The organism is Pseudomonas sp. NPDC088368, assembly GCF_044753445.1.
Taxonomy (GTDB): Bacteria; Pseudomonadota; Gammaproteobacteria; order Pseudomonadales; family Pseudomonadaceae; genus Aquipseudomonas; species Aquipseudomonas bambusae.
On record NZ_JBIVNG010000020.1, the window covers coordinates 16,961 to 42,032 of the forward strand.

Annotated in this window: 18 protein-coding genes; 15 read left to right on the top strand and 3 right to left on the bottom strand. The window is 60.2% G+C overall.

Annotated elements, in window-relative coordinates:
• The first annotated feature begins 157 nt into the window (after positions 1 to 157).
• Positions 158 to 487: a Rieske (2Fe-2S) protein gene (locus tag ACIQAL_RS30495; RefSeq protein WP_401152243.1), complete on the top strand. Its 330-nt coding sequence runs from the start codon at positions 158 to 160 to the stop codon at positions 485 to 487.
• On the opposite strand, the gene sfsA is transcribed toward ACIQAL_RS30495, so the two are convergent.
• On the bottom strand, positions 465 to 1,208 hold the full coding sequence (gene sfsA, locus ACIQAL_RS30500) for a DNA/RNA nuclease SfsA (RefSeq protein WP_401152173.1): 744 nt from the start codon (positions 1,206 to 1,208) through the stop codon (positions 465 to 467). The two genes, ACIQAL_RS30495 and sfsA, sit on opposite strands and share 23 nt — an antisense overlap.
• Positions 1,208 to 2,380 (bottom strand): pyridoxal phosphate-dependent aminotransferase, encoded by a 1,173-nt coding sequence (locus ACIQAL_RS30505; RefSeq protein WP_401152175.1) that lies wholly within the window; start codon positions 2,378 to 2,380, stop codon positions 1,208 to 1,210. Before ACIQAL_RS30505 ends, sfsA begins: the two co-directional genes overlap by 1 nt.
• A gap of 346 nt (positions 2,381 to 2,726) precedes the next feature.
• Here ACIQAL_RS30505 and dksA point away from each other — a divergent pair, with 346 nt between their 5' ends.
• The 13 genes from dksA to ACIQAL_RS30570 all read left to right on the top strand — a co-directional run bounded on the left by dksA (position 2,727) and on the right by ACIQAL_RS30570 (position 20,483).
• On the top strand, positions 2,727 to 3,170 hold the full coding sequence (dksA, locus tag ACIQAL_RS30510; RefSeq protein WP_166598279.1) for an RNA polymerase-binding protein DksA: 444 nt from the start codon (positions 2,727 to 2,729) through the stop codon (positions 3,168 to 3,170).
• A 305-nt stretch (positions 3,171 to 3,475) separates the two neighbouring features.
• Complete coding sequence (gene gluQRS / locus ACIQAL_RS30515; protein ID WP_401152178.1) at positions 3,476 to 4,363, top strand: tRNA glutamyl-Q(34) synthetase GluQRS; 888 nt, start codon at positions 3,476 to 3,478, stop codon at positions 4,361 to 4,363.
• A 117-nt stretch (positions 4,364 to 4,480) separates the two neighbouring features.
• Complete coding sequence (locus ACIQAL_RS30520) at positions 4,481 to 4,657, top strand: hypothetical protein (RefSeq protein ID WP_002552060.1); 177 nt, start codon at positions 4,481 to 4,483, stop codon at positions 4,655 to 4,657.
• Positions 4,641 to 7,595, top strand: a complete 2,955-nt coding sequence (locus ACIQAL_RS30525) for a sensor histidine kinase (protein ID WP_166598281.1) — start codon at positions 4,641 to 4,643, stop codon at positions 7,593 to 7,595. The genes ACIQAL_RS30520 and ACIQAL_RS30525 overlap by 17 nt, the downstream gene beginning before the upstream one ends.
• A 22-nt stretch (positions 7,596 to 7,617) precedes the next feature.
• Positions 7,618 to 9,057, top strand: a complete 1,440-nt coding sequence (locus ACIQAL_RS30530; RefSeq protein ID WP_401152194.1) for a sigma-54-dependent transcriptional regulator — start codon at positions 7,618 to 7,620, stop codon at positions 9,055 to 9,057.
• A 788-nt stretch (positions 9,058 to 9,845) separates the two neighbouring features.
• Positions 9,846 to 11,243 carry a polynucleotide adenylyltransferase PcnB gene (locus tag ACIQAL_RS30535; protein WP_401152196.1) on the top strand — a complete coding sequence of 466 codons (1,398 nt, stop codon included), beginning with the start codon at positions 9,846 to 9,848 and terminating at the stop codon, positions 11,241 to 11,243.
• 5 nt (positions 11,244 to 11,248) lie between these two features.
• Positions 11,249 to 11,722, top strand: a complete 474-nt coding sequence (gene folK / locus ACIQAL_RS30540; protein WP_401152200.1) for a 2-amino-4-hydroxy-6-hydroxymethyldihydropteridine diphosphokinase — start codon at positions 11,249 to 11,251, stop codon at positions 11,720 to 11,722.
• Positions 11,723 to 12,137: 415 nt separating this feature from the next.
• The gene (gene panB, locus ACIQAL_RS30545) at positions 12,138 to 12,938 is read left to right on the top strand and encodes a 3-methyl-2-oxobutanoate hydroxymethyltransferase (protein WP_401152203.1); all 801 of its coding nucleotides are present in this window, start codon (positions 12,138 to 12,140) and stop codon (positions 12,936 to 12,938) included.
• Positions 12,935 to 13,789 (top strand): pantoate--beta-alanine ligase, encoded by an 855-nt coding sequence (panC, locus tag ACIQAL_RS30550; RefSeq protein ID WP_341961956.1) that lies wholly within the window; start codon positions 12,935 to 12,937, stop codon positions 13,787 to 13,789. Before panB ends, panC begins: the two co-directional genes overlap by 4 nt.
• A gap of 302 nt (positions 13,790 to 14,091) precedes the next feature.
• Positions 14,092 to 15,756, top strand: coding sequence for a glucose-6-phosphate isomerase (gene pgi / locus ACIQAL_RS30555; protein ID WP_401152207.1), 1,665 nt, complete (start codon positions 14,092 to 14,094; stop codon positions 15,754 to 15,756).
• Between the two features lie 377 nt (positions 15,757 to 16,133).
• A complete protein-coding gene (gene acs, locus ACIQAL_RS30560; protein WP_401152210.1) occupies positions 16,134 to 18,071 on the top strand; it encodes an acetate--CoA ligase in 1,938 nt (645 codons plus the stop codon).
• Between the two features lie 90 nt (positions 18,072 to 18,161).
• Positions 18,162 to 19,031, top strand: a complete 870-nt coding sequence (locus tag ACIQAL_RS30565; protein WP_401152212.1) for an oxygenase MpaB family protein — start codon at positions 18,162 to 18,164, stop codon at positions 19,029 to 19,031.
• Between the two features lie 273 nt (positions 19,032 to 19,304).
• Complete coding sequence (locus tag ACIQAL_RS30570) at positions 19,305 to 20,483, top strand: acetyl-CoA C-acetyltransferase (RefSeq protein WP_401152215.1); 1,179 nt, start codon at positions 19,305 to 19,307, stop codon at positions 20,481 to 20,483.
• A 148-nt stretch (positions 20,484 to 20,631) separates the two neighbouring features.
• On the opposite strand, the gene mgtA is transcribed toward ACIQAL_RS30570, so the two are convergent.
• Complete coding sequence (mgtA, locus tag ACIQAL_RS30575) at positions 20,632 to 23,343, bottom strand: magnesium-translocating P-type ATPase (protein WP_401152218.1); 2,712 nt, start codon at positions 23,341 to 23,343, stop codon at positions 20,632 to 20,634.
• A 675-nt stretch (positions 23,344 to 24,018) separates the two neighbouring features.
• Between mgtA and ACIQAL_RS30580 the strand changes: the two genes are divergently transcribed.
• Positions 24,019 to 25,035, top strand: coding sequence for a class I SAM-dependent rRNA methyltransferase (locus ACIQAL_RS30580; protein ID WP_401152221.1), 1,017 nt, complete (start codon positions 24,019 to 24,021; stop codon positions 25,033 to 25,035).
• Positions 25,036 to 25,072 lie beyond the last annotated feature (37 nt).

Consider the following 25,072-nt stretch of genomic DNA (forward strand, 5'->3'; position numbering starts at 1 on the left):
GTCCTTTATATAGAAGAAGCGCGTCAGCTGAATCCGCTGGAAAGGCGATCAGTTGGATCGACGCGTCAATGGCGGAGCTGTCAAACTGAGCCGCTTACAACAGCCGGGCAATTTGATAATTATTTGCATTTACCCGTCAAGCAGCAAGGAGACTCCGCTGAAATACCTGTGTGAAAAAACCGATCTTCGTGAAGGCATGAGCCGGGGTTTCGACGTTGATGGCGTTCGGTTGCTGGCGGTGCGACGCGCGGGGCAGGTCTACACCTACCAGAACCGCTGCCCCCATCGGAATGTGCCGCTGGAATGGCACCCCGATCAGTTCCTCGACGCCAGCGCCAGCCTGATTCAATGCGCAACGCACGGCGCGCTGTTTCTGATCGAAAGCGGCGAATGCATCGCGGGTCCCTGCGAGGGCAAATTCCTGAGCACCGTTGAAACTCGCGAAGATGCTCAGGGAGTCTGGATCAATCTGCCCATTCAGGACTGACCGGACGCTTTTGGGTCAGGTGAATCTCAAGCCGCCGATCAACCCGCACCTCTTCAGGTGTCAGCTGCACGCCATACGCCAGTACTTCGACACCTGCGGCGACGGCATCTCTGAGCGCTTCGGCGTAGGCAGCGTCGATTTCTTCCGCAGGTCGAACGGCCTCGATGCCCGTCAAATTGACGCAATACAGCAGCACCGCGCGCACGCCCTCCCGCGCCAACGCTGCCAATTCACGCAAATGTTTCGCGCCGCGCTGAGTAACGGCATCGGGAAAGGCGGCGACAGCACTGTCGTCGAAACCCAGGGTGACGCTCTTCACTTCCAGAAACAGCGGGCCTGCCGGGTAGTCGAGGCGAAAATCGACGCGGCTGTTTTCCTGCCCATACGGCACTTCCCGCTTGAGCGCCGTGAAGCCGTTCAGCTCGGTGATCACACCCGCCAGCAGCGCCTCTTCGACCAGCTTGTTGGCGCGGCCAGTATTGACACAAGCGAATCGGCCTTGCGGCGTTTCGCTGATTTCCCACGTGCCGGGCAGCTTGCGTTTCGGGTCGGTGGAGCGGCTGAACCAGACGCGCCCACCCGGCATCATGCAATTGAACATCGAGCCGGTGTTGGGGCAATGGATGGTCAGGCGCTCACCGCTGGCCGTTTCGATGTCGGCCAGAAACCGCTTGTAGCGCTGCAGCAGGCGTCCTTCTTCGAGTTCGGGAGAAAAGCGCATCAGCTTTGCCAGCTCCGCAGCCCACGACCGATACGCTCAACCGCTTCTTGTAAGCGCGGCAGGCTTTGGGTGTAAGCGAAACGCACGTGATGCCCCGCCTGATGACGACCGAAGTCCAGGCCTGGCGTGAAGGCAACGTGCTCGGTTTCAAGAAAATGTCGGCAGAATGCGAACGCATCACCGCCGAAAGCGCTGATGTCCGCATACAAATAGAAGGCGCCCTCCGGCTCGACGGCGATATTGAAGCCCAGCTCACGCAGCGCGGGCAGCAAAAAATCCCGGCGTTTGCCGAACTCGGCGCGACGCTGTTCGAGGATTTCCAGGGTTTGCGGCTCGAAGCAGGCAAGCGCCGCACTTTGCGCCATGCTCGGCGCGCTGATGTAAAGGTTCTGCGCCAGCTTCTCCAGATCACCGACCGCCGCCTCGGGTGCAACCAGCCAGCCGAGGCGCCAACCGGTCATGCCGAAATACTTTGAAAAACTATTCAGCACGAACGCATCGTTATCCACTTCGAGCACGCTGGCCGCGTCGGTGCCGTAGGTTAGGCCGTGATAAATCTCGTCCACCACCAAATGACCGTCGTGGGCCTTGAGCGAAGCCGACAGCGCCGCCAGTTCGTCCCGATGCAACAGCGTGCCGGTCGGGTTAGCGGGCGACGCGACCAAGGCGCCAACGCTGTCCTGATTCCAGTGTTGAGCGATCAGATCGGGGGTCAACTGGTAACGTACGTCGGGTCCAACCGGCACCAGTTGCGCGGCACCTTCCACCAGTCTCAGGAAGTGCCGATTGCACGGATAACCTGGGTCGGCGAGCAGCCAGTGTTTGCCGGGATCGACCAACAGACCCGTCGCCAACAGCAACGCACCGGAGCCTCCCGGCGTGATCAGAATCCGCCCCGGATCAATGCTCAGACCGTAGCGCTGTTGGTAGAAACCCGAGATCGCCTCGCGCAGTTCCGGCAAGCCGCGAGCGGCGGTGTAGCGGGTTTTTCCGGCTGCCAACGCTGCTTGACCGGCCTTGATGATGGGCTCAGCGGTGGTGAAATCCGGCTCGCCGATTTCCAGGTGGATGACGTCGTGCCCCGCCGCCTGCAATTCATTGGCACGGGCCAGCAGCGCCATGACATGAAAAGGTTCGATGGCGCGACTGCGCGCACTGTAAGGCTGAGGCATGAGTCTTCCTTTAATAGCAGTGTCGGAAACGATCGGCCGATTCTACCCAACCGCTTTCGCCGCTACAGATTTATCGTTCGGCGCACGATTGATGCCGGTGATCCGCAAAAACGAATGATGTCGCAGGAGGGGCTAGACTGATGGCACTGCAAAATAATATAAAACCGGGCGCTTTGGCCGTGGTCATAGTTCACGGGCGCGTTGCCGGGCCATGCTCGACAACCGGGAGTAGCGCGCTCCGATACGATCTGGTAAGTTCGCCCGCTTGCAGCCGCAGGGCCGGCAGGTGTCGGCGATGGATCTTTACCCTGCGCAATGGCTTAGAAGAGTGAGAGGCGGTCCGTTCATGCCCACCGAAGAAAAGCAAAAAAGCACACAAACGATTAGCGGGTTCGAACCTTACGTCCCGACGAAGGACGAGGAGTACATGGGCAAGCCCATGCGTGCTCACTTCACCAAGATCCTGAACAAGTGGAAACAGGACTTGATGCAGGAAGTCGACCGTACTGTTGATCACATGAAGGACGAAGCGGCTAACTTTCCTGACCCTGCTGACCGTGCAAGTCAGGAAGAGGAATTCGCGCTGGAACTTCGTGCTCGTGACCGTGAGCGCAAGTTGATCAAGAAGATCGACAAAACGCTGCAACTGATCGAAGACGAAGAATACGGTTGGTGCGAATCCTGCGGCATCGAGATTGGCTTGCGCCGTCTGGAAGCCCGCCCGACTGCCGACCTGTGCATCGACTGCAAGACGCTGGCAGAAATCAAAGAAAAACAGATCGGTAAATGATCCTGCTTTTCGAGTAAGACAAAAGACGCTTCGGCGTCTTTTGTTGTTTATGGACAGGGCCATCACCGCAGTAGACGCACGGCTTTCCGGCAGCAGCGTTGATCCAGACAACACACACGCACCTGTGGGAGCGAATTCATTCGCGAAAACGCCGACAGGAGCGATGCATCTTCATCGCCTGATCTATTTCGCGAATGAATTCGCTCCCACACGGCCAGAGCATCGTTCACCGGCAGCGGTGTCCTACACGAACCGAAGCATCATCCGGTTTTTCGTACATATCATTTCCAGTACCATCATCCCCCATGAAATCCCCTTCTTATATAGGGCGCTTTGCGCCAACCCCCAGCGGTTATCTGCACTTCGGCTCGCTAGTCGCCGCGCTGGCGTCGTATCTCGATGCCCGCTCCGCCGGTGGCCAGTGGTTGATGCGCATGGAAGACCTGGACCCGCCACGGGAAGAACCGGGTGCACAAGCCGCCATCCTCAATACACTGGAAACCTACGGCTTTGAGTGGGATGGCGAATGTGTGAGGCAAAGCGATCGTCACGACGCCTATCAGGACATCATCAACCGCTGGTTCAGCTATGGGCTTGCGTACGCCTGCACCTGTTCACGTAAGCAGCTGGAAGATTTCCAGGGCATCTACCCCGGTTTTTGCCGCAATGCGGGCCACTCGCCTGAAAACGCCGCGATCCGTATTCGCGTCCCGGAGCTGGAATACCGTTTCGAAGATCGGGTTCAGGGGACCTTTCGCCAGCACTTGGGCCGTGATGTCGGCGATTTCGTGATTCGACGCCGTGATGGCCTTTACGCCTACCAGCTGGCGGTCATCCTCGACGATGGCTGGCAAGGCATCACCGACATTGTGCGGGGCGCTGACTTGCTGGACTCCACGCCTCGTCAGCTCTATCTCCAGGAATTGTTGGGCCTGCCACAACCACGCTATCTGCATGTGCCGCTGATCACTCAGCCGAACGGGCACAAGCTGGGCAAGTCCTACCGCTCCCCGCCCCTGCCCGTCGATCAGGCTACGCCTTTGCTGCTTCGGGCATTGCGGGCGTTGGGCCAGCCGGCACCGGAAGACCTTTCGTTCGGTACGCCGAGAGAGGTTCTGAACTGGGGAATCGCTCACTGGAGTGCCGATTTGATTCCACGGGTCGCCAGCATCGAAGAAGCTCGAATAGACTGAGCCAGAGCGGTTGAGGCCAATAGCGGCATGAAGGTGGCCGAAACGTCGCTTGCAGCCTGATAGCCATCCGTTACCATGCCGCTCCTTCACCCGGCGTCAGTCAACCCAGGAGGCCAAATGTACATTTATCGATTGGTCCTGCTACTGGTGGTAGGCATCTACCTTTTTTCCCCAGCCATCATGGACTGGTGGATTGACGCGACAGGCGCTTGGTATCGGCCATACATGCTGTGGCTGATCCTGATCGTGGTGACCTTCATTCTGCAGAGCCAACGAGATGCCGATGAGCTTTAGCCTGACCCAGATGATTCTGGTCAGCGCCGCCTACTTGCTGGCGCTGTTCAGCGTTGCATGGGTCAGCGAGCGCGGGCTCATTCCGCGATGGATCATTCGCCACCCGCTGACGTACACCCTTTCGCTGGGCGTCTATGCCAGTGCCTGGGCGTTTTACGGGACTGTCGGCCTCGCGTACGAATACGGTTACGGCTTCCTCTCCAGTTATCTGGGGGTGTCCGGCGCATTTTTGCTGGCGCCGGTGCTGCTGTACCCGATTCTGAAAATCACCCGCACCTATCAGCTTTCGTCCCTCGCCGACCTGTTTGCCTTCCGCTTTCGCAGCACATGGGCCGGAGCGCTGACGACCATTTTCATGCTGATCGGGGTGTTACCCCTGTTGGCCCTGCAAATCCAGGCGGTAGCGGATTCCATCGGGATCCTCACTCGCGAGCCGGTACGCAATTACGTCGCGCTGGCGTTCTGCATCCTGATCACACTGTTCACCATCTTCTTCGGCTCCCGGCATATCGCCACGCGGGAGAAACACGAAGGGCTGGTGTTCGCCATCGCGTTCGAGTCGGTCATCAAGCTGGTGGCCATCGGCGGTATCGGCATTTATTCGCTGTACGGCGTATTCGACGGTCCGGCGAGCCTTGAACAATGGCTGCTACAGAATCAAAGCGCGCTCGCGGCGTTGCATACCCCGTTGCAGGAAGGCCCCTGGCGCACGCTGCTGTTGGTGTTTTTCGCCTCGGCCATCGTCATGCCGCACATGTATCACATGACCTTCACCGAAAACCTCAACCCTCGTTCGCTGGTCAGCGCCAGTTGGGGCTTGCCGCTGTTTTTGCTGCTGATGAGCCTCGCCGTTCCGCTGGTGCTGTGGGCCGGACTGAAACTGGGCGCCACCACCAGCCCCGAATACTTCACCCTCGGCATCGGCATCGCGGCGCACAACCCGGCGTTGGCATTGCTGGCCTATGTAGGCGGCCTTTCGGCGGCCAGCGGGCTAATCATCGTCACGACACTCGCCCTCTCGGGCATGGCACTCAACCATCTGGTGCTGCCGCTCTACCAGCCGCCCGCCGAGGGCAATATCTATCGTTGGTTGAAGTGGACCCGTCGCGCCCTGATCGTCGCGATCATCATGGCGGGATACGGTTTCTACCTGCTGCTGGGCGCCAAGCAGGATTTGGCCAACCTCGGCATCGTCGCGTTCGTCGCCACTTTGCAGTTCCTGCCAGGCGTCCTGTCGGTGCTGTACTGGCCAGCGGCCAACCGTCGGGGCTTCATGGCGGGCCTGATCGCCGGGATCGTGGTCTGGATGGTCAGCATGCTGTTCCCGCTGATCGGCAATTTCCAGGGCTTCTACATCCCCCTGCTGAACATGATCTACGTGCTCGACGACACCAGCTGGCACATGGCAGCCATTGCTTCGCTCGCCGCCAACGTGCTGGTGTTCACCCTGATTTCGCTGTTCAGCAACCCCAGCCCTGAAGAGGCGAGCGCCGCCGAAGCCTGCGCGGTGGACAACGTGCGTCGACCGCAGCGTCGGGAGTTGCACGCCGTTTCTCCGCAGGAGTTCGCGACGCAACTGGCCAAGCCACTGGGTGCCAAAGCCGCGCAGAAGGAAGTCGAACAGGCCCTGCGCGATCTGTACCTGCCGTTTGACGAGCGCCGCCCCTACGCACTGCGCCGTTTGCGTGACCGGATCGAGGCCAACCTGTCCGGCCTCATGGGCCCCAGCGTTGCTCAGGACATGGTGGAAACCTTCCTGCCGTACAAATCGGGCAGCGAGAACTACGTCACCGAAGACATTCACTTCATCGAAAGCCGCCTTGAGGACTACCACTCGCGCCTCACCGGGCTGGCCGCCGAGCTGGACGCCCTGCGCCGCTACCACCGCCAGACGTTGCAGGAGCTACCAATGGGCGTCTGCTCGCTCGCCAAGGATCAGGAAATCCTGATGTGGAACAAGGCGATGGAAGAACTCACCGGCATCGGGGCCCAGCGTGTGGTGGGGTCTCGCCTGGAGACCATCGCCGATCCATGGCGTCAGTTACTGCTCGGTTTCATCAACGTGCCGGATGAGCATTTGCACAAACAGCGCCTGGCGCTGGACGGACAAACGCGCTGGCTAAACCTGCACAAAGCAGCCATCGACGAGCCCTTGGCACCTGGCAACAGTGGTTTGGTGATTCTGGTGGAAGACCTCACCGACACTCAGATGCTGGAAGACAAGCTGGTGCACTCCGAGCGCCTGGCGAGCATTGGACGCCTGGCAGCCGGGGTGGCCCACGAAATCGGCAACCCGATCACCGGTATCGCCTGTCTCGCGCAAAATCTGCGCGAGGAGCGCGAAGAGGACGGCGAACTCACTGAAATCAGCAGCCAGATCATCGAACAGACCAAGCGCGTGTCGCGCATCGTTCAGTCGCTGATGAGCTTCGCCCACGCCGGTGGTCACCAGCATGCCGACGAAGCCGTCTGTCTGGCCGAGGTCGCTCAGGATGCCATTGGTCTGCTCGCGCTGAATCGCCGCAACTTCGAAGTGCAATTCTATAACCTGTGCAACCCGAACCACTGGGTCGATGGCGATCCGCAACGGTTGGCTCAGGTATTGATCAACCTGCTCTCCAACGCCCGTGACGCCTCGCCTGCAGGCAGCGCGGTGCGGGTGAAGAGCGAAGCGTCCGAACATACGGTCGATTTGATCGTCGAAGACGAAGGCACTGGAATTCCGAAAGCAATCATGGACCGCTTGTTCGAACCGTTCTTCACCACCAAGGACCCGGGGGAAGGGACAGGACTGGGGCTCGCACTGGTCTATTCCATCGTTGAAGAGCATTATGGACAAATCACCATCGACAGCCCGGCTGACCCCGAGCAACAGCGCGGAACCCGCATTCGGGTGACCCTACCGCGACATGTCGAAGCGACGTCCGCTGTGAACTGAGACCGTCGAGAGTATCGAATCAATGCCGCACATTCTGATCGTCGAAGACGAAACTATTATCCGCTCTGCCTTGCGTCGCCTGCTGGAACGTAATCAGTACCAGGTCAGTGAAGCCGGCTCCGTGCAGGAAGCTCAGGAACGTTTCAGCATCCCCTCGTTCGACCTGATCGTCAGCGATTTGCGCCTGCCCGGCGCCCCCGGTACCGAGCTGATCCGGCTCGGACAAGGCAAACCGGTGCTGATCATGACCAGCTACGCCAGCCTCCGCTCGGCCGTGGACTCGATGAAAATGGGCGCGGTGGATTACATCGCCAAGCCCTTCGACCACGACGAAATGCTGCAAGCCGTGTCGCGTATCTTGCGAGACCGACAGACCGTGCAAAGCATTCAGGCTGAACGCGTGGCGTCGGCTGGCAAGGCGTCGGGGTCCGACAAATCAGCCGCTGACAACAGCAATGGCGAGATCGGGATCATCGGTTCTTGCCCGCCGATGCAAGACCTTTACAACAAGATCCGTAAGGTCGCCCCGACTGACTCCAACGTGCTGGTCCAAGGTGAATCAGGCACGGGTAAAGAGTTGGTCGCCCGAGCGCTGCATAACCTGTCCCGCCGCGCCAAAGCACCTATGATTTCGGTGAACTGTGCCGCCATCCCTGAAACGCTGATCGAGTCCGAGCTGTTCGGCCACGAAAAAGGCGCGTTCACCGGCGCCAGCGCCGGTCGTGCGGGGCTGGTTGAAGCCGCCGACGGCGGAACCCTGTTTCTCGATGAAATTGGCGAATTGCCCCTCGAAGCTCAAGCCCGTCTGTTGCGTGTGCTTCAGGAAGGCGAGATTCGTCGGGTTGGCTCGGTACAGTCGCAGAAGGTTGATGTGCGCCTGATTGCCGCGACCCACCGGGACCTGAAAAGCCTCGCCAAAGTCGGGCAGTTCCGTGAAGACCTTTATTACCGTCTGCACGTAATTGCCTTGAAGCTGCCCGCCCTGCGCGAGCGTGGCTCGGACGTGAACGAAATCGCCAATGCGTTCCTGGCTCGCCAAAGCGCCAAAGCTGGCCGTACCGACTTGCGCTTCGGACCGGACGCCGAACAGGCGATCCGCCATTACTCGTGGCCGGGTAATGTCCGCGAACTGGAAAACGCCGTTGAGCGTGCCGTCATCCTCTGTGAGAGCCCGGAAATTTCCGCCGACCTCTTGGGCATCGACATCGAGCTGAGCGATCTGGACGTCGAGGAGTTCATCGGCCTGGCGCCGCAGCAGCCTTCATCCAGCTCAACGGCTCATGAACCTACGGAAGACTTGTCCCTGGAGGACTACTTCCAGCACTTCGTGCTTGAGCATCAGGACCACATGACTGAGACAGAACTGGCCCGCAAGCTTGGCGTCAGCCGTAAATGCCTGTGGGAGCGTCGTCAAAGGCTGGGCATCCCGCGTCGCAAAACCGGTGTAGCCAGCGAAACCTGACCTTTGGAGCAGGCGCGAGGCTCTGGCACGCGCCTTCCGGGACTTGTGAAAAAACTGTTACCTCATCAGCGACACGTAACAAAAGCCGGGGCGTACGGTAACGTAGTCCCGGTTTTTTTTGGCTACACAAAAATAGCGTCGATTTGCCACACCCCCGGATTTAAAGGGCTGTAGCCGTTTCGACAAAAGTTGGCACGCGTTCTGCTATAGCCTTAGTACAAGAACAACAAAAATCAGTCACCCGCAAAACACCATAATAAAAATAAGACGTATCGACTCACGCATAATAAAAACAACACGGCGGAGGCGCAGCTAACTGATTCTTTTGGAGAGGCGTTGCATTTGGGACTTGTCCCGCAACCAGGCTGAGAACAACAAAAAACTACCTCAAGGTAGCGCCTGAACTGGTTGGATCGATTGATCACTGCAGCACAGCGACCAAAGCAATCCGTTTGCTCTTGACTCCCGATTGGGAGGTTTCACAGGCGAAAGCCGTGAATTGGGCGCTCAACAAAAACAAAAAGCCCGACAGACAATAAAAATAAGAGCACGCACTTTGGGGGAGCTTCGGCTCCCCCAGTAGCTTCCGAAACAAAGCACTTTTCCGGTAGCGTTCGCCAAAAACCGCTCCAAACTCTTCGTAACAGCCGTTTCAGCCCCGCCATACCTGCCTCCAGAGCCCGTTCGCGCTGCGTCCTACACCATCCCTCGACTAAATGCTAGAATCCCCGCCCATCATGCGGTCATTCTTTGTCATTGGCCGAATATTCCTTCAAACAGTGCATCCCATGCTGAAGAAGCTGTTCCAGTCATTCCGTACTCCCCTGCGCAAGCCGCAGCAACATACGCGCACCACGCCTGAAGTGCTCAGCAGCAGCCAACACTCGTTGCAACGCGCTCAATTCAGCCGTTACGCGGTGAACATCGTCGAGCGTTTGCAGAACGCGGGCTATCAGGCCTATCTGGTCGGCGGTTGCGTGCGGGACCTGATGCTGGGCATCACCCCCAAGGACTTCGACGTCGCCACCAGCGCCACGCCTGAGCAAGTCCGGGCAGAATTTCGCAATGCGCGCATCATCGGCCGCCGCTTCAAGCTGGTTCACATCCACTTCGGTCGCGAAATCATCGAAGTGGCCACGTTCCGCGCCAATCACCCTCAAGATGACGAGGAAGAAGACAGCAATCAGTCGTCGCGCAACGAGAGCGGCCGGATTCTGCGGGACAACGTTTACGGCACGCTGGAAGAAGACGCCCAGCGTCGCGACTTCACCATCAACGCGCTGTATTACGATCCCGTCAGTGAACGTGTGCTGGATTACGCCAACGGCGTACACGACATTCGTAATCGATTGATCCGCCTGATCGGCGACCCTCAGCAGCGTTATAAAGAAGACCCGGTGCGGATGCTGCGTGCGGTGCGCTTCGCCGCCAAGCTGGATTTCGGCATTGAAAAGCACAGCGCCACGCCGATTCGCCCGCTGGCCCCAATGCTCCGCGATATTCCGGCAGCGCGCCTGTTCGAAGAAGTCCTCAAGCTGTTCCTGTCGGGTTACGCCGAACCAACGTTCGAGATGCTGGTGGATCTGGAGTTGTTCGACCCGCTGTTCCCGGCCAGCGCCAAGGCGCTGGAATACACCCCGACCTACACGCACACGCTCATCAGCGAGGCCCTGGCCAACACCGATTTGCGCGTGCAGCAGAACAAGCCAGTGACGCCAGCGTTCCTGTTCGCTGCGCTGTTGTGGCCCGCCTTGCCCGCTCGCGTTCTGCGCCTGCAAGAGCGTGGCATGCCACCGATCCCGGCCATGCAGGAAGCCGCGCATGAACTGATCGCCGAGCAGTGTCAGCGCATCGCCATTCCAAAACGTTTCACCATGCCGATCCGCGAGATCTGGGACATGCAGGAGCGTCTGCCACGTCGCTCGGGCAAACGTGCCGACCTGTTGCTGGACAATCCGCGCTTCCGTGCCGGTTACGACTTCCTGCTGCTGCGCGAAACCGCGGGCGAGGAAACCGACGGCCTGGGCGAATGGTGGACCGATTATCAGGACGCCAACGAATCCGGTCGCCGCGACATGATTCGTGATCTGGGCAGTAAATCCGACGCCACCGGCCAAGGCCCGCGCAAGCGTCGCCGTAGCGGTGGCGGCAAGCGCAAACGCGCTGGCGCCGATGCATCGGAGTGATGGTGATGGAACGGGTCTACATCGGCATGGGCAGCAACCTCGCTGACCCTGCCGAGCAGTTACGTGAGGCGATCAAGGCGCTGAGCCAATTGCCTCATACCAGCCTGTCAGGCGTTTCTTCTTTTTACGTGAGCGATTCGTTGCTGCCCGGTCAGCCGCGCTACACCAACGCCGTCGCCGCCCTAGATACCACACTGGAGCCACTGGCCCTGCTGGATGCCTTGCAAGGCATCGAGAACGGTCAAGGGCGCGAGCGGCTTGAGCGCTGGGGGCCGAGGACGCTGGACCTGGACATTCTGTTGTTCGGTGACCGGCTGATCGACGAGGCCCGTCTCAAAGTCCCGCACTATCACATGCAGGCGCGGGCGTTCGTGTTGTATCCCTTGGCCGAGCTGGCAGCCGGGATTACCTTCGCTGATGGCCGCGCGCTGGATGACCTGCTGGCCGACTGCCCGTTTGAAGGGCTGGAGCGGATCTAGCCTCTGGCCGTAGGGCGTGGGAGCGCAGCTTGCTCGCGATCTATCGCGAAGCGGCAGCAAACCCGGCATCCACCGTGTATCAGGTACTTCGTGTATCCGGAGGCTGCGGCCGGTTCCCGCCCGATCGTCAGCAAGCTGGACTCCCACGCCCTCCGGGCATAATCAAAAGCAAATAGGGCGTCTGCCAGATGGCAGTTACATCCCGCCGGTAACATCTCAAGCCAACCGGTAACACCCGGAATTGACTTCCCGCCCCCTCCTCACGAAGATAAGCGTCCCAAAGCCGGACGACCGGCTTGCCAGGTGCCAGACAGGCTTTTTCAAACATCGCGAAACGACGATGTGCCTGCGTTTGCAGAATGAATCACGCGTTGCTCGCCGTCGTATTCACAGCGCCTGTAATGAGGACTTTTTCATGCCAGATATCACCGTGACGTCCCTGCTGGGCCTGAAGCAGAAAGGTGAAAAAATCACCATGCTCACGGCTTACGACGCAACCTTCGCCCATGCGGCTTCACAGGCAGGCGTTGAAATCCTGTTGGTGGGCGACTCGCTGGGGATGGTTTTGCAGGGTCACGACAGCACCCTCCCCGTGACGAACGCCGACATGGCCTACCACGTAGCCAGCGTCAAACGCGGCAATCAGGGTGCACTCATCCTCGCCGACCTCCCGTTCATGTCCTACGCCACCCCGGAACAGCTATTCGCCAGCAGCGCGACGTTGATGCAGGCGGGCGCGCATATGCTCAAGATTGAGGGCGCGGGCTGGCTGGCCGAGTCCATTCGTTTGCTGGCTGAAAGGGGCGTTCCGGTGTGCGCACACATGGGCCTGACGCCGCAGACCGTCAACGTACTGGGCGGCTATAAAGTGCAGGGCCGTCAGGAAGCGCAGGCGAGACAGATCCGCGCCGACGCCATCGCCCTTGAACAAGCCGGTGCCGCGATGCTGCTGCTGGAATGCGTGCCTGGCGAGCTGGCGCAGGAAATTACCCAGGCGGTGAAGATTCCGGTGATCGGCATCGGCGCGGGCAGCGCCGTCGATGGCCAGGTGCTGGTCCTGCACGACATGCTGGGTCTGTCCATCACCGGGCGCGTGCCCAAGTTCGTGAAGAACTTCATGATCGGCCAGCCTGACATTCAATCGGCCATCGCCGCCTACGTCAGCGCTGTAAAAGACGTCAGCTTCCCGGCCCCTGAACACGGATTCTCGGCATGAACACTGTAAAAACCGTGCGTGAACTGCGCGCCGCCGTGGCCCGCGCCCGCAGCGAAGGCAAACGTATCGCGCTGGTCCCGACCATGGGCAACCTGCACAGCGGTCATACCGCGCTGGTGACCAAGGCTGCGCAGCGTGCCGATTTCGTGGTGGCGAGCATTTTCGTCAACCCTTTGCAGTTCGGTCCTACAGAGGACTTGGCCACCTACCCACGCACGCTGGCGGCCGATCAGGAGAAGCTGCTGCAAGCCGGTTGCCATCTGCTGTTCACGCCCACGGTCGAAGAAATGTACCCCCACGGCATGGCCGACCAGACCATCGTGCGCGTGCCCGTCGTGTCTGAAGGCTTGTGTGGCGGCAGTCGCCCCGGCCATTTCGACGGCGTGTCCACGGTCGTGAGCAAGTTGTTCAACATGGTTCAGCCGGACATCGCGATCTTCGGCCAGAAAGACTTTCAACAGCTGGCCGTGGTCAGTGCGTTGGTGCGTGACTTGAACATGCCGATCCAGATCATTGGCGAGCCCACCGTCCGTGCGGCCGATGGCCTGGCGCTGTCTTCGCGCAACGGTTACCTGACCGAAGCGGAACGTGCAACCGCCCCTGCGCTGTACCGTGTCATCAAACAGATCGGTGACGCGCTGCACAATGGCGAGCAGAACCACGAACAATTGCTGGATGACGGCAGGAAGGCCCTCGAAAGCGCGGGTTTCCGTCCGGACTATCTGGAAATCCGCCAGGCCGTGACCCTGCGCCCCGCGACCCCGGGCGATCAGGACCTGGTGGTGCTCGGCGCCGCGTTCCTGGGCAAGACACGCCTGATCGACAATCTGCACCTGACCACGGCGCCGTAAACGGAGGGCCATGGTCTCGGGATTCGCAACTATGCTCAGTCCCGGAATGTTTCATGAAACTTCAGCCCGCGCAGGCTCTATCTGGTTCCGGGCAATGAACTTAGCCACACCCGCAATGCCATACCGGTACAGGTCGCCCCACACGGGCGACACTACCTTGTGAGAAAAAGTACCGAGCAAAGGTAAAGCGAGGCGCAGACATCGGCGCGTCCGAGGATTAGGCTTCGGAGAACGCACGCATTCGACCCGCCCCTGGCTTTTCAACGTCCAAAGGCAGTTCAAGTACAAGGAAACCCGCAGCGATGGCGTACTACCGCACCCCTCATGACGTCACCACCCTGCCCGCCTGGCAGGCGCTCTCCGACCACCGCAAAGCGATGCAGAATTTCAGCATGCGCGACGCGTTCAACGAAGACCCGCAGCGTTTCAACGAATTCACCCTCAGCAGCGCCGGGCTATTTCTCGACTACTCGAAGAACCTGATCACCGCCGAAACCCGTCAGCTGTTGGTCAATCTGGCCAACGAAGTGGGCCTGAAAGACGCAATCAAAGCGCAATACGACGGCGAACTGGTCAACGCCTCGGAAGGCCGCCCGGCCCTGCACACCGCGCTGCGTCGTCCAGTGGGCGACAAGCTGTTGGTGAACGGCGTCAACGTGATGCCCGAAGTGCACAAGGTGCTGAACCAGATCACCGACCTGGTGGGCCGCATTCACGACGGTCTGTGGCGTGGTTACACCGAGAAGCCGATCACTGACGTGGTCAACATCGGCATCGGTGGCTCGTTCCTCGGCCCTGAGCTGGTGTCCGAAGCGCTGTTGTCCTACGCGCAGAAAGGCGTTCGCTGCCACTACCTGGCGAACATCGACGGCACCGAGCTGCACGAACTGACCAGTAAGCTGCGTGCGGAAACCACGCTGTTCATCGTCTCCTCCAAGACCTTCAGCACCCTCGAAACCCTGAAAAACGCCACCGCAGCACGCGCCTGGTATCTGGCTCAGGGCGGCTCCGAGGCTGAGCTGTACCGTCACTTCATCGCGGTGTCGAGCAACAACGCCGCTGCGGTGGCGTTCGGCATCCGTGAAGAGAATATCTTCCCGATGTGGGACTGGGTCGGCGGTCGTTACTCGCTGTGGTCGGCCATCGGTCTTCCAATCGCTTTGGCCGTGGGCATGTCCAACTTCAAGGAATTGCTGTCCGGTGCCTACACCATGGACCAGCATTTCCTGAACGCACCGTTCGAGCAAAACATGCCCGCGCTGCTGGGTCTGCTCGGCGTGTGGTACGGCAACTTCTGGGGCGCGCAAAGTCACGCGATCCTGCCGTACGACCACTATCTGCGTAACATCACCAAGCATTTGCAACAGCTGGACATGGAATCCAACGGCAAGAGCGTTCGTCAGGACGGCGTGCCAGTGAAGACCGACACCGGTCCGGTGATCTGGGGTGGCGTGGGTTGCAACGGTCAGCACGCGTATCACCAGCTGCTGCACCAAGGCACCCAACTGATTCCGGCCGACTTCATCGTGCCGATTGTCAGCTTCAACCCGGTGTCCGACCACCACCAATGGCTGTACGCCAACTGCCTGTCGCAGAGCCAGGCTCTCATGCTCGGCAAGACTCGCGCCGAGGCCGAAGCCGAACTGCGTGCCAAAGGCCTGTCGGAAGACGAAGTGCAGCGTGTCGCGCCGCACAAGGTCGTGCCGGGCAACCGTCCGAGCAACACCATCGTCGTCGAGCGCATCAGCCCGCGTCGTCTGGGTGCGCTGGTCGCGATGTACGAGCACAAAGTCTTCGTCCAAAGCGTGGTCTGGGGCACCAACGCCTTCGACCAGTGGGGCGTCGAGCTGGGCAAAGAACTGGGCAAAGGCGTTTACAGCCGCCTCGTCGGTACGGAAGAAACCGTTGCTGAAGATGCATCCACTCAAGGCTTGATCAATTACTTCCGCGGTCGTCACCGCGGCTGATACCGCCTTAGCGCAACACCCGAAACCCGCCCCCTCGCAAGAGGCGGCGGGTTTTGTGCGTTTGGCTCATCGATCAAAGGTGAGCGCCGTACCAAACGGCGCTCCGAGATTCCGCTTCTGCCGAAGGCGTAGGAGCTGGCTTGCCTGCGATCTGTTGCGAAGCGACAGCGACATCTAACGACTCAATCTGCCTGACACGGCGCGGTCACTGATTCTACTGCCGCTTCGCGCCAGATCGCAGGCAAGCCAGCTCCTACGCCCTCCGGACAGAATCAAAGCGAACTCAACCAGACGCGACCCTCCTGAACCCTGCCGACACGATCGACTCTGATGTCCTATTGTGGCTACACAACATCACAAGAAAAACAGGAGACGCCATGTTCAATATCAGCGATTTCCCACACGCCGACGCGACGCGCAAAGCCGCTCAACTCAGTGCCGATGACTATCAGCGTCTGTACCGGCAATCCATCGAACAGCCCGACACCTTCTGGGCCGAGCAGGCGAAAAAATTTCTCCACTGGTTCTCGCCGTGGGATCAGGTCCAGCAGTGCGACATCAAGACCGGCAGCGCGCAGTGGTTCAAAGGTGGCAAGTTGAATGTGAGTTACAACTGCATCGACCGTCATCTGGAAAAGCGCGGCGACCAAGTGGCGATCATTTGGGAAGGCGACAATCCTTCGGAGTCCGCCGAAATCACCTACAAGAAGCTGCACCACAACGTTGCCCATCTGGCGAATGTGCTGAAGCAGCGCGGCGTGAAGAAAGGCGACCGGGTGTGCATTTACATGCCGATGATTCCGGAAGCGGCCTACGCAATGCTGGCCTGCACCCGCATCGGCGCGATTCATTCGGTGGTGTTCGGCGGCTTTTCCCCTGACGCGCTGCGTGACCGGATTCTCGACGCTGATTGCCACACCGTCATCACCGCCGACGAAGGTGTGCGCGGCGGCAAATACGTGCCGTTGAAACAGAACGTCGACAAGGCCCTGCAAAGCTGCCCGAACGTTAGCACGGTGCTGGTGGTCAAGCGCACCGAAGGCCAGGTCGAGTGGGTCGAAGGCCGCGACATCTGGTATCACGAAGCGCTGCACGGCATCAGCGACGATTGCCCACCCGAACCGATGGACGCCGAAGACCCGCTGTTCATCCTCTACACCTCGGGCAGCACCGGCAAACCAAAGGGGGTGCTGCACACCACCGGCGGTTACCTGCTGCAAGCGGCGATGACCCATCAACATGTCTTCGATTATCGCGATGGCGAGATTTTCTGGTGCTCCGCCGACGTCGGCTGGGTCACCGGGCACACGTACATCGTCTACGGCCCGCTGGCCAACGGTGCCACCACGCTGATTTTCGAAGGCGTGCCGAATTACCCCGACACCTCGCGTTTCTGGCAGGTGATCGACAAGCACCACGTCAATATCTTCTACACCGCGCCAACGGCGTTGCGAGCACTGATGCGTGAGGGGCCTAAGCCGCTTGAGAACACGAGCCGGGAAAGCCTGCGCATTCTCGGCACGGTCGGTGAGCCCATTAACCCGGAAGCGTGGGAATGGTATTTCCATAAAGTCGGAAAAGATCGGTGCCCTATCGTCGACACGTGGTGGCAGACCGAAACCGGCGGCACGATGCTCACCCCGCTGATCAGCACAACGCCCCTGAAACCGGGCTGCGCCACTCAGCCGATGTTTGGCGTACAGCCCGTGCTGCTCGACGAAAAAGGCAATGAGCTTGAGGGCGCGACCAGCGGTTTATTGGCGATCAAGGCCAGTTGGCCCGGGCAGATTCGCAGCGTGTATGGCGATCAGCAACGCATGATCGACACCTACTTCAAACCCTACCCCGGTTATTACTTCACGGGGGATGGCGCGCGTCGGGATCAGGACGGGCATTACTGGATCACCGGGCGGGTGGACGACGTGATCAACGTGTCCGGGCATCGCATCGGCACGGCGGAGGTCGAGAGCGCGTTGGTATTGCATGACAGCGTGGCCGAGGCAGCGGTGGTGGGTTACCCCCATGACGTGAAAGGCATGGGCATTTATGCATTCGTGACCACCATGGCCGGGATCGAGCCGGACGAGGCGTTGCAGAAGGAACTGTTGACGCTGGTCAGCAAGGAAATCGGCAGTTTCGCCAAACCGGAGCTGATCCAGTGGGCCCCGGCCCTGCCGAAAACCCGTTCCGGGAAGATCATGCGGCGCATCCTGCGCAAGATCGCCTGCAACGAAATCGACAGTTTGGGGGATATCTCGACCCTCGCGGATTCGAGTGTCGTGGAGGGGTTGATCGAGAAGCGCCTTAACCAGTAGCACTGATCTCACGCCAATCGCTGATCTGTGGGGGCCAGCAAGCTGGCTCCCACAGGACCGAGGCGAGTCAGCCATTGCATTCGGACACCCATGGAATTCATCCGCACCCGCATCGAAACCCAGGTCATGAGCATGACCGGCCTGGCCCTTGGCCAACTGGACATGGAGAACCCCAAGGGCGATCCGGGTCTGTTCGGGCCGCAGGCGGTGTGCTGGCAGGTGCACGGCGATTTCCCGAGCATGATGATCGGCGGCATTTGCGCATTGATGCTGCAAATGCTCCACCCTCGCGTACTGGCAGGGGTGTGGGACCATTCCAATTTTCGTGAAGACCTGCTCGGGCGGCTGCGGCGAACCGGGCAGTTCATCTCCGGCACCACGTTTGGTTCGACCCACGACGCCAATTGGCTGATCGACAAGGTGCTGAGCATCCATTCGCAGATCAGCGGGATCGCCCCGGACGGCAGCCCGTACAAGGCCGATGATCCGGCGCTGCTGACGTGGGTGCATGTGGCCGAAGTCAGCAGTTTCATGGCCGCACATTTGCAATACCTCAATCCTGATCTGTCCCTCGACGCTCAAGACCGCTACTACGCCGAAACCGCGCTCGTGGCGGAGCGTCTTGGTGCGCGCGACATTCCGCGTTCCGCCGCTGACATCGACGCTTACCTGCAACGAATGCGCCCGCAGCTGGTGTGTGATGACCGGGCGCGTGAGGTGTTCAGCGTCCTGCAGAATGCCCCGGCACCCAGCCGCATGGCCAAGCCGATGGGGCGGCTGATGATGCAGGCCGGGGTTGAATTGATGCCGGAATGGGCGAGCGGGATGTTCGATATCCGGATGGGGAATTTCAAACGCCAAATGATCCGCTTGGGGGTTAACCGGACCGCACCGATCTTGAGATGGGCCGTGCGCAATGCGTCGGTGCATCGGGCGCGGCGCAGAATGGGGGTGGTTTGAACGCTGCCTGCGCCCAAGTCCAAGAGCTGGGCAAGATTCTGCCGAAGGCGTGGTAGATCGCAGGCAAGCCACCGCCCACGGCTTTTGGCCAGAATCAAGAGCAGATCGCGTCAGACCATCCCCTCCCACGAGTCAGCTCAATCAAGAAAACGCTTAAATTACCACCGTCATTCATGCCACCATGTGCCCCCTTGTTTTCCCGACCACGGGCCTCCCTTTTCAGCTTTGTCTCCAGGCCCGGGCGTTACACCCCCAACCGTGAGGATTCGTACCATGCAAGACGTCGTAATCGTTGCCGCCACCCGCACTGCGGTCGGCAGTTTTCAGGGTTCGTTGGCGAATGTGTCGGCTGTTGATCTGGGCGCAGCGGTGATTCGTCAGTTGCTGGCGCAAACCGGTCTGGACCCGGCGCAGGTCGATGAGGTGATCATGGGGCAAGTCCTTACCGCAGGTGCCGGTCAGAACCCGGCGCGTCAAGCGTCGATCAAGGCGGGGCTGCCGTTCGCGGTGCCAGCGATGACCCTGAACAAGGTGTGCGGTTCGGGCCTCAAGGCCCTGCACTTGGGTACTCAGGCGATCCGTTGCGGCGACGCTGACGTGATCATTGCGGGCGGTCAGGAAAGCATGAGCCTGGCCAACTATGTCATGCCGGGTGCGCGTACCGGTCTGCGCATGGGCCACGCGACTATGGTCGACACCATGATCAGCGACGGCCTGTGGGATGCGTTCAACGATTACCACATGGGCATCACCGCCGAGAACCTGTCGGAAAAATACGACATCAGCCGTGAGGCGCAGGACGCCTTCGCCGCCGCCTCGCAACAGAAAGCCGCTGCGGCCATCGAAGCCGGGCGTTTCGTCGATGAAATCACCCCGATCCTGATCCCTCAGCGCAAGGGCGATCCGATTTCCTTCGCGACCGACGAGCAACCCCGTGCAGGCACCACCGCCGAATCCCTGGGCAAACTCAAGCCGGCCTTCAAGAAAGACGGCACCGTGACCGCCGGTAATGCCTCGTCGCTGAATGATGGTGCCGCTGCGGTCATCCTGATGAGCGCGAAGAAGGCTGAAGAACTGGGCTTGCCGGTGCTGGCGCGCATTGCCGCTTACGCCAACGCCGGTGTCGACCCGGCGATCATGGGCATCGGCCCGGTCAGCGCCACCCGTCGTTGCCTGGACAAAGCAGGCTGGTCGCTGGACGAGCTGGACCTGATCGAAGCCAACGAAGCGTTTGCCGCGCAATCGCTGTCGGTGGGCAAAGAGTTGGGTTGGGACATGGAGAAGGTCAACGTCAACGGCGGCGCCATCGCCATCGGCCACCCGATCGGTGCGTCGGGTTGCCGTGTGCTGGTGACCCTGCTGCATGAAATGATCAAGCGCGATGCGAAGAAGGGTCTGGCGACCCTGTGCATCGGTGGCGGTCAGGGCGTGGCGTTGGCGCTGGCGCGGTAATTTCACCCACACCGCAACTCCCCCTGTGGGAGCGAATTCATTCGCGAAAAATGGTTCAACCGACGCAGATGTGTTGGTAGAACCAATGCCTCGCGAATGAATTCGCTCCCACAGTCGTTTTCAGCCCGCCGTAGGCATCGGCTTTACCTCATTGCCACCCAAACTTGCGCACGTAGAACCCCTTCACCGCCTGAGTCAGCCCTACGTACGCCAGCAAAATCACCGGCAGGATGACGAAGTACAGCGGTGGCAGTGCCTGCAGTTTGAAGTAGTGCGCCAGCGGCCCCATCGGCAGGAACACGCCCACGGCCATGATCACTCCGGTCATCACCATCAACGGCATGGCCGCACGGCTTTGCAGGAACGGGATTTTCGGGGTGCGGATCATGTGCACGATCAGCGTCTGAGTCAGCAGCCCCACCACAAACCAGCCCGACTGGAACAGGGTTTGATGTTCAGGCGTGTTGGCGCCGAACACGTACCACATCACCGCAAAAGTGGTGATGTCGAAGATCGAGCTGATCGGCCCGAAGAACACCATGAAACGCCCCACGTCCGCAGGCTGCCAGCGTTGCGGTTTTTTCAGCAGCTCCTCATCGACGTTATCGAACGGAATGGCGATCTGCGAAATGTCGTACAGCAGGTTCTGCACCAGCAGATGCATCGGCAGCATCGGCAGGAACGGAATGAACGCACTGGCCACCAGCACTGAGAACACGTTGCCGAAGTTAGAGCTGGCGGTCATTTTGATGTACTTGAGCATGTTGGCGAAGGTGCGACGCCCTTCCAGCACGCCCTCCTCCAGCACCATCAGGCTTTTTTCCAGCAGGATGATGTCGGCCGCTTCCTTGGCGATGTCTACCGCGCTGTCCACGGAAATGCCGATGTCAGCGGTGCGCAGCGCAGGCGCGTCGTTGATGCCATCGCCCATGAAACCGACAACGTGGCCGTTGGCCTTGAGCAGCCGCACAATGCGCTCCTTGTGGGAAGGCGTCAGTTTGGCGAACACATTGGTGGTTTCGACAGCCACCGCCAGTTCAGCATCGCTCATGCGTTCGACGTCGCCGCCCAGAAGCAGGCCCTGGCGTTCCAGCCCCACTTCACGGCAGATCTTCGCGGTGACACGCTCGTTGTCGCCGGTTAGCACTTTCACTGCCACGCCGTGTTCAGCCAACGCCTTCAGTGCAGGCGCGGTGCTTTCTTTGGGCGGGTCGAGGAAGGCCACGTAACCGATCAGGGTCAGGTCGCTTTCATCGGCCAGGCCATAAGTGTCACGCCCCGCGTCCATCGCACGCGCAGCCACAGCCACGACACGCAAGCCTTCTTCGTTGAATTCAGCCGTGACTTGCAGGATGCGCTCCAGCAGTTCCGGGGTCAGCGCTTCATCCGCCTCGCCGTGACGCACGCGGTTGCACACGCCCAGCACTTCTTCCAGCGCGCCTTTGCAGATCAGCAGATGGGGCTGGCCTTGCTCCTGCACCACCACTGACATGCGCCGACGGTTGAAGTCGAACGGCACTTCGTCGACCTTGCTGAACGCCGTGCCGACTTGCAGTTCGCGGTGGATTTCCACGTGTTCCAGCACCGCGACGTCCAACAGGTTTTTCAGGCCGGTCTGGTAGTAGCTGTTCAGGTAGGCCATTTCCAGCACGTCGTCGGATTCGTCGCCCCACACGTCCACATGGCGGGCGAGGAAGATTTTGTCTTGGGTCAGCGTCCCGGTTTTGTCAGTGCACAGCACGTCCATGGCGCCGAAGTTCTGGATCGCGTCCAGACGTTTGACGATGACTTTTTTGCGCGACAGGAACACCGCGCCTTTGGCCAGCGTCGAGGTGACGATCATCGGCAGCATTTCCGGGGTCAGGCCCACGGCGATGGACAGCGCGAACAGCAGCGCTTCCATCCAGTCGCCTTTGGTGAAACCGTTGATGAACAACACCAGCGGCGCCATCACAAACATGAAACGGATCAACAGCCAGCTGACTTTATTGACCCCGGCCTGAAACGAAGTGGGTGCGCGGTCGGTGGCGCTGACCCGCTGAGCCAGTGCGCCGAAATAGGTGTGGTTGCCGGTGGCGAGAATCACCCCGGTCGCTGCACCGGAGACCACGTTGGTGCCCATGAACAGGATGTTTTCCAGGTCCAGCGGATTGCCGGTATCGACTTCCTGACGGCGGGCGAATTTCTCCACCGGCATTGATTCTCCGGTCATCGCCGCCTGGCTGACGAACAGGTCCTTGGCGCTCAGCACGCGGCAGTCGGCGGGAATCATGTCGCCAGCCGAGAGCACGATCAGATCACCCGGCACCAGTTGTTTGATCGGCAGCTCGATACGCTGCGACTTGGTTTCCTGACGACGCAGCACGGTCGCGGTGTTGCTGACCATCGCCTTGAGTGCGTCGGCCGCCTGGTTGGAACGGGTTTCCTGCCAGAAACGCAGCAGGGTCGAGAGCACCACCATGGAGAAGATCACGGTGGCGGCTTTCATGTCCTCGGTCAGCCACGAGATGAAGGCCAGCAAGGTCAGCAGCAGGTTGAACGGGTTTTTGTAGCAGTGCCACAGGTGCACCCACCAAGGCAGCGGTTGCTCGTGTTCGACTTCGTTGAGGCCATGTTGCTGACGCAAGGCCAAGGCTTCGTCTTCGCTCAGGCCTTCGTGGTGGGTGTGCAGGCGTGCGAGCAATTCAGGCACGTCGCTGCTGGCACCCCGGGTGAGGGTTTGCGCCAGAGTGGGCGGGACTTCGCGGCTGACGGTGGCGTCGGTCAGGCTGTCGAGCATCGCCAGCCGACGGAAGTGCCGGGCGAAATGGCGAGTGCGCAGGAAGCCTGCGAAGAACTCTTTCAGAGTGTTGAATTTCATGGCTGTTTCCCCTGGACTGAAGGGCTACTACTCATGGAGACTCAGGAGGCACAGCCGAGCGCACTGCGCGCTGTTCACGTGTGAACGGCGCACAACGATAAGCCCGCGCGACCGAAAAACGGCGCGCGGTGCCTGGGCGTCAGGGAAGGACAGGAAAAAGAATCGCCTGCCGTTTCTCGCGTTTGTCAGCGAGATAACGGCAGTGAAAAGACTGCGCGTTATCTCGCCGAGGATTGGCCGGTCGTCAAGACCGGCTGACGTCTGTCACTCGAACAAGTACCCACTGTGGGTCTCCGCATCTGTTGAAAACGGGCGAAGAATACGCCCGGCTTTTATGAGAGTAAACCGCCATCACGGAGCCTGCCGAGACTATTGCGCGGGGCTTCAGGGAAGGTTCAGGATGGGCGTTTCCTACAGGCGACGCGGCCATCGTGCGGGACTCGTCCTATGGGAATGTACGACGCCTCAATACGGCCGCCGCCGAACCCTGTGGGAGCGAATTCATTCGCGAGGCGTCAGTAAGGTCGACACATCGCTGTCGCCTGACCGATCATTCGCGAATGAATTCGCTCCCACAGGGTTCCGTGTCGCCTCACTGGCAAGCGCCAGCTGCAACACTGCCATTGGCCGAACTGTTAAACTCGCGCGCCTTATTCCTGCCCCAAGGCGCCGAGCATGTCTTCCTTGAATCAGGCGCTCAGCGTCGCCCTCGACAACCGTCAAGCCCTGCTCGCCGAGCTGCATGCTCAAGGCACCGACTGCTATCGCCTGTTCCATGGCAGCCAGGAAGGCGCGAGCGGACTGACCATCGACCGATATGGTCCGCAACTGCTGGTACAGAGTTTCCACACCAGCCTGGACCGCGACACCTTGCTGGCGGCCCACGCCACGATCAATGCCCGCTTGGGCCTGGACTTGATGCTGGTCTACAACGACCGCTCCCACGGCAACTCGCGGATTGATCGCACAGACGCTGTCTATAAAGCCGACGACGCCGCGCTGGAAGATTTGATCGGTCACGAGTGGGGCCTGAATTATCGAGTGCGCGGCCGTCATGCCGGTCAGGACCCTCTGCTGTTTCTCGACCTGCGCAACACCCGCGGCTGGGTCAAGGCTCACGCCAAGGATAAAAGCGTGCTGAACCTGTTCGCTTACACCTGCGGCGTCGGCTTGAGCGCAGCAGCGGGCGGCGCGCGGGAGGTCTGCAATCTGGACTTCGCCGAAGGCAACCTCGCCGTCGGTCGCGAGAACGGCCAGTTGAACCCGCAATTGCCGGAGATGCAGTTCATCCAGTCCGACTATTTCCCGGCCATTCGCCAACTGGCGGGCCTGCCGATTGCCTCCCGTCGTGGCCAGAAACTCCCCAGCTATGTGCGCCTGGATCAACGTCAGTTTGACCTCGTACTGCTCGATCCGCCGGCTTGGGCGAAGAGCGCCTTCGGTACCGTCGACTTGCTGCGCGACTACCAAAGCCTGCTCAAGCCCGCGCTGCTGGCGACCGCCGAAAACGGCGTGCTGATCTGCTGCAATAATCTGGCAAAGGTCAGCATGGAAGAATGGCGCGAACAAGTATTGCGCTGCGCCAACAAGCTCGGTCGGCCTGTTCGCGACTGGCAGGTGATGACGCCCGGCGTCGATTTTCCGTCGATGGATCAGCAGCCCCCACTCAAGACCTTGATCTTGCAGCTTTGATCTCCCACCCGCTGTAGGGAAATTTCCCACAAGGAAT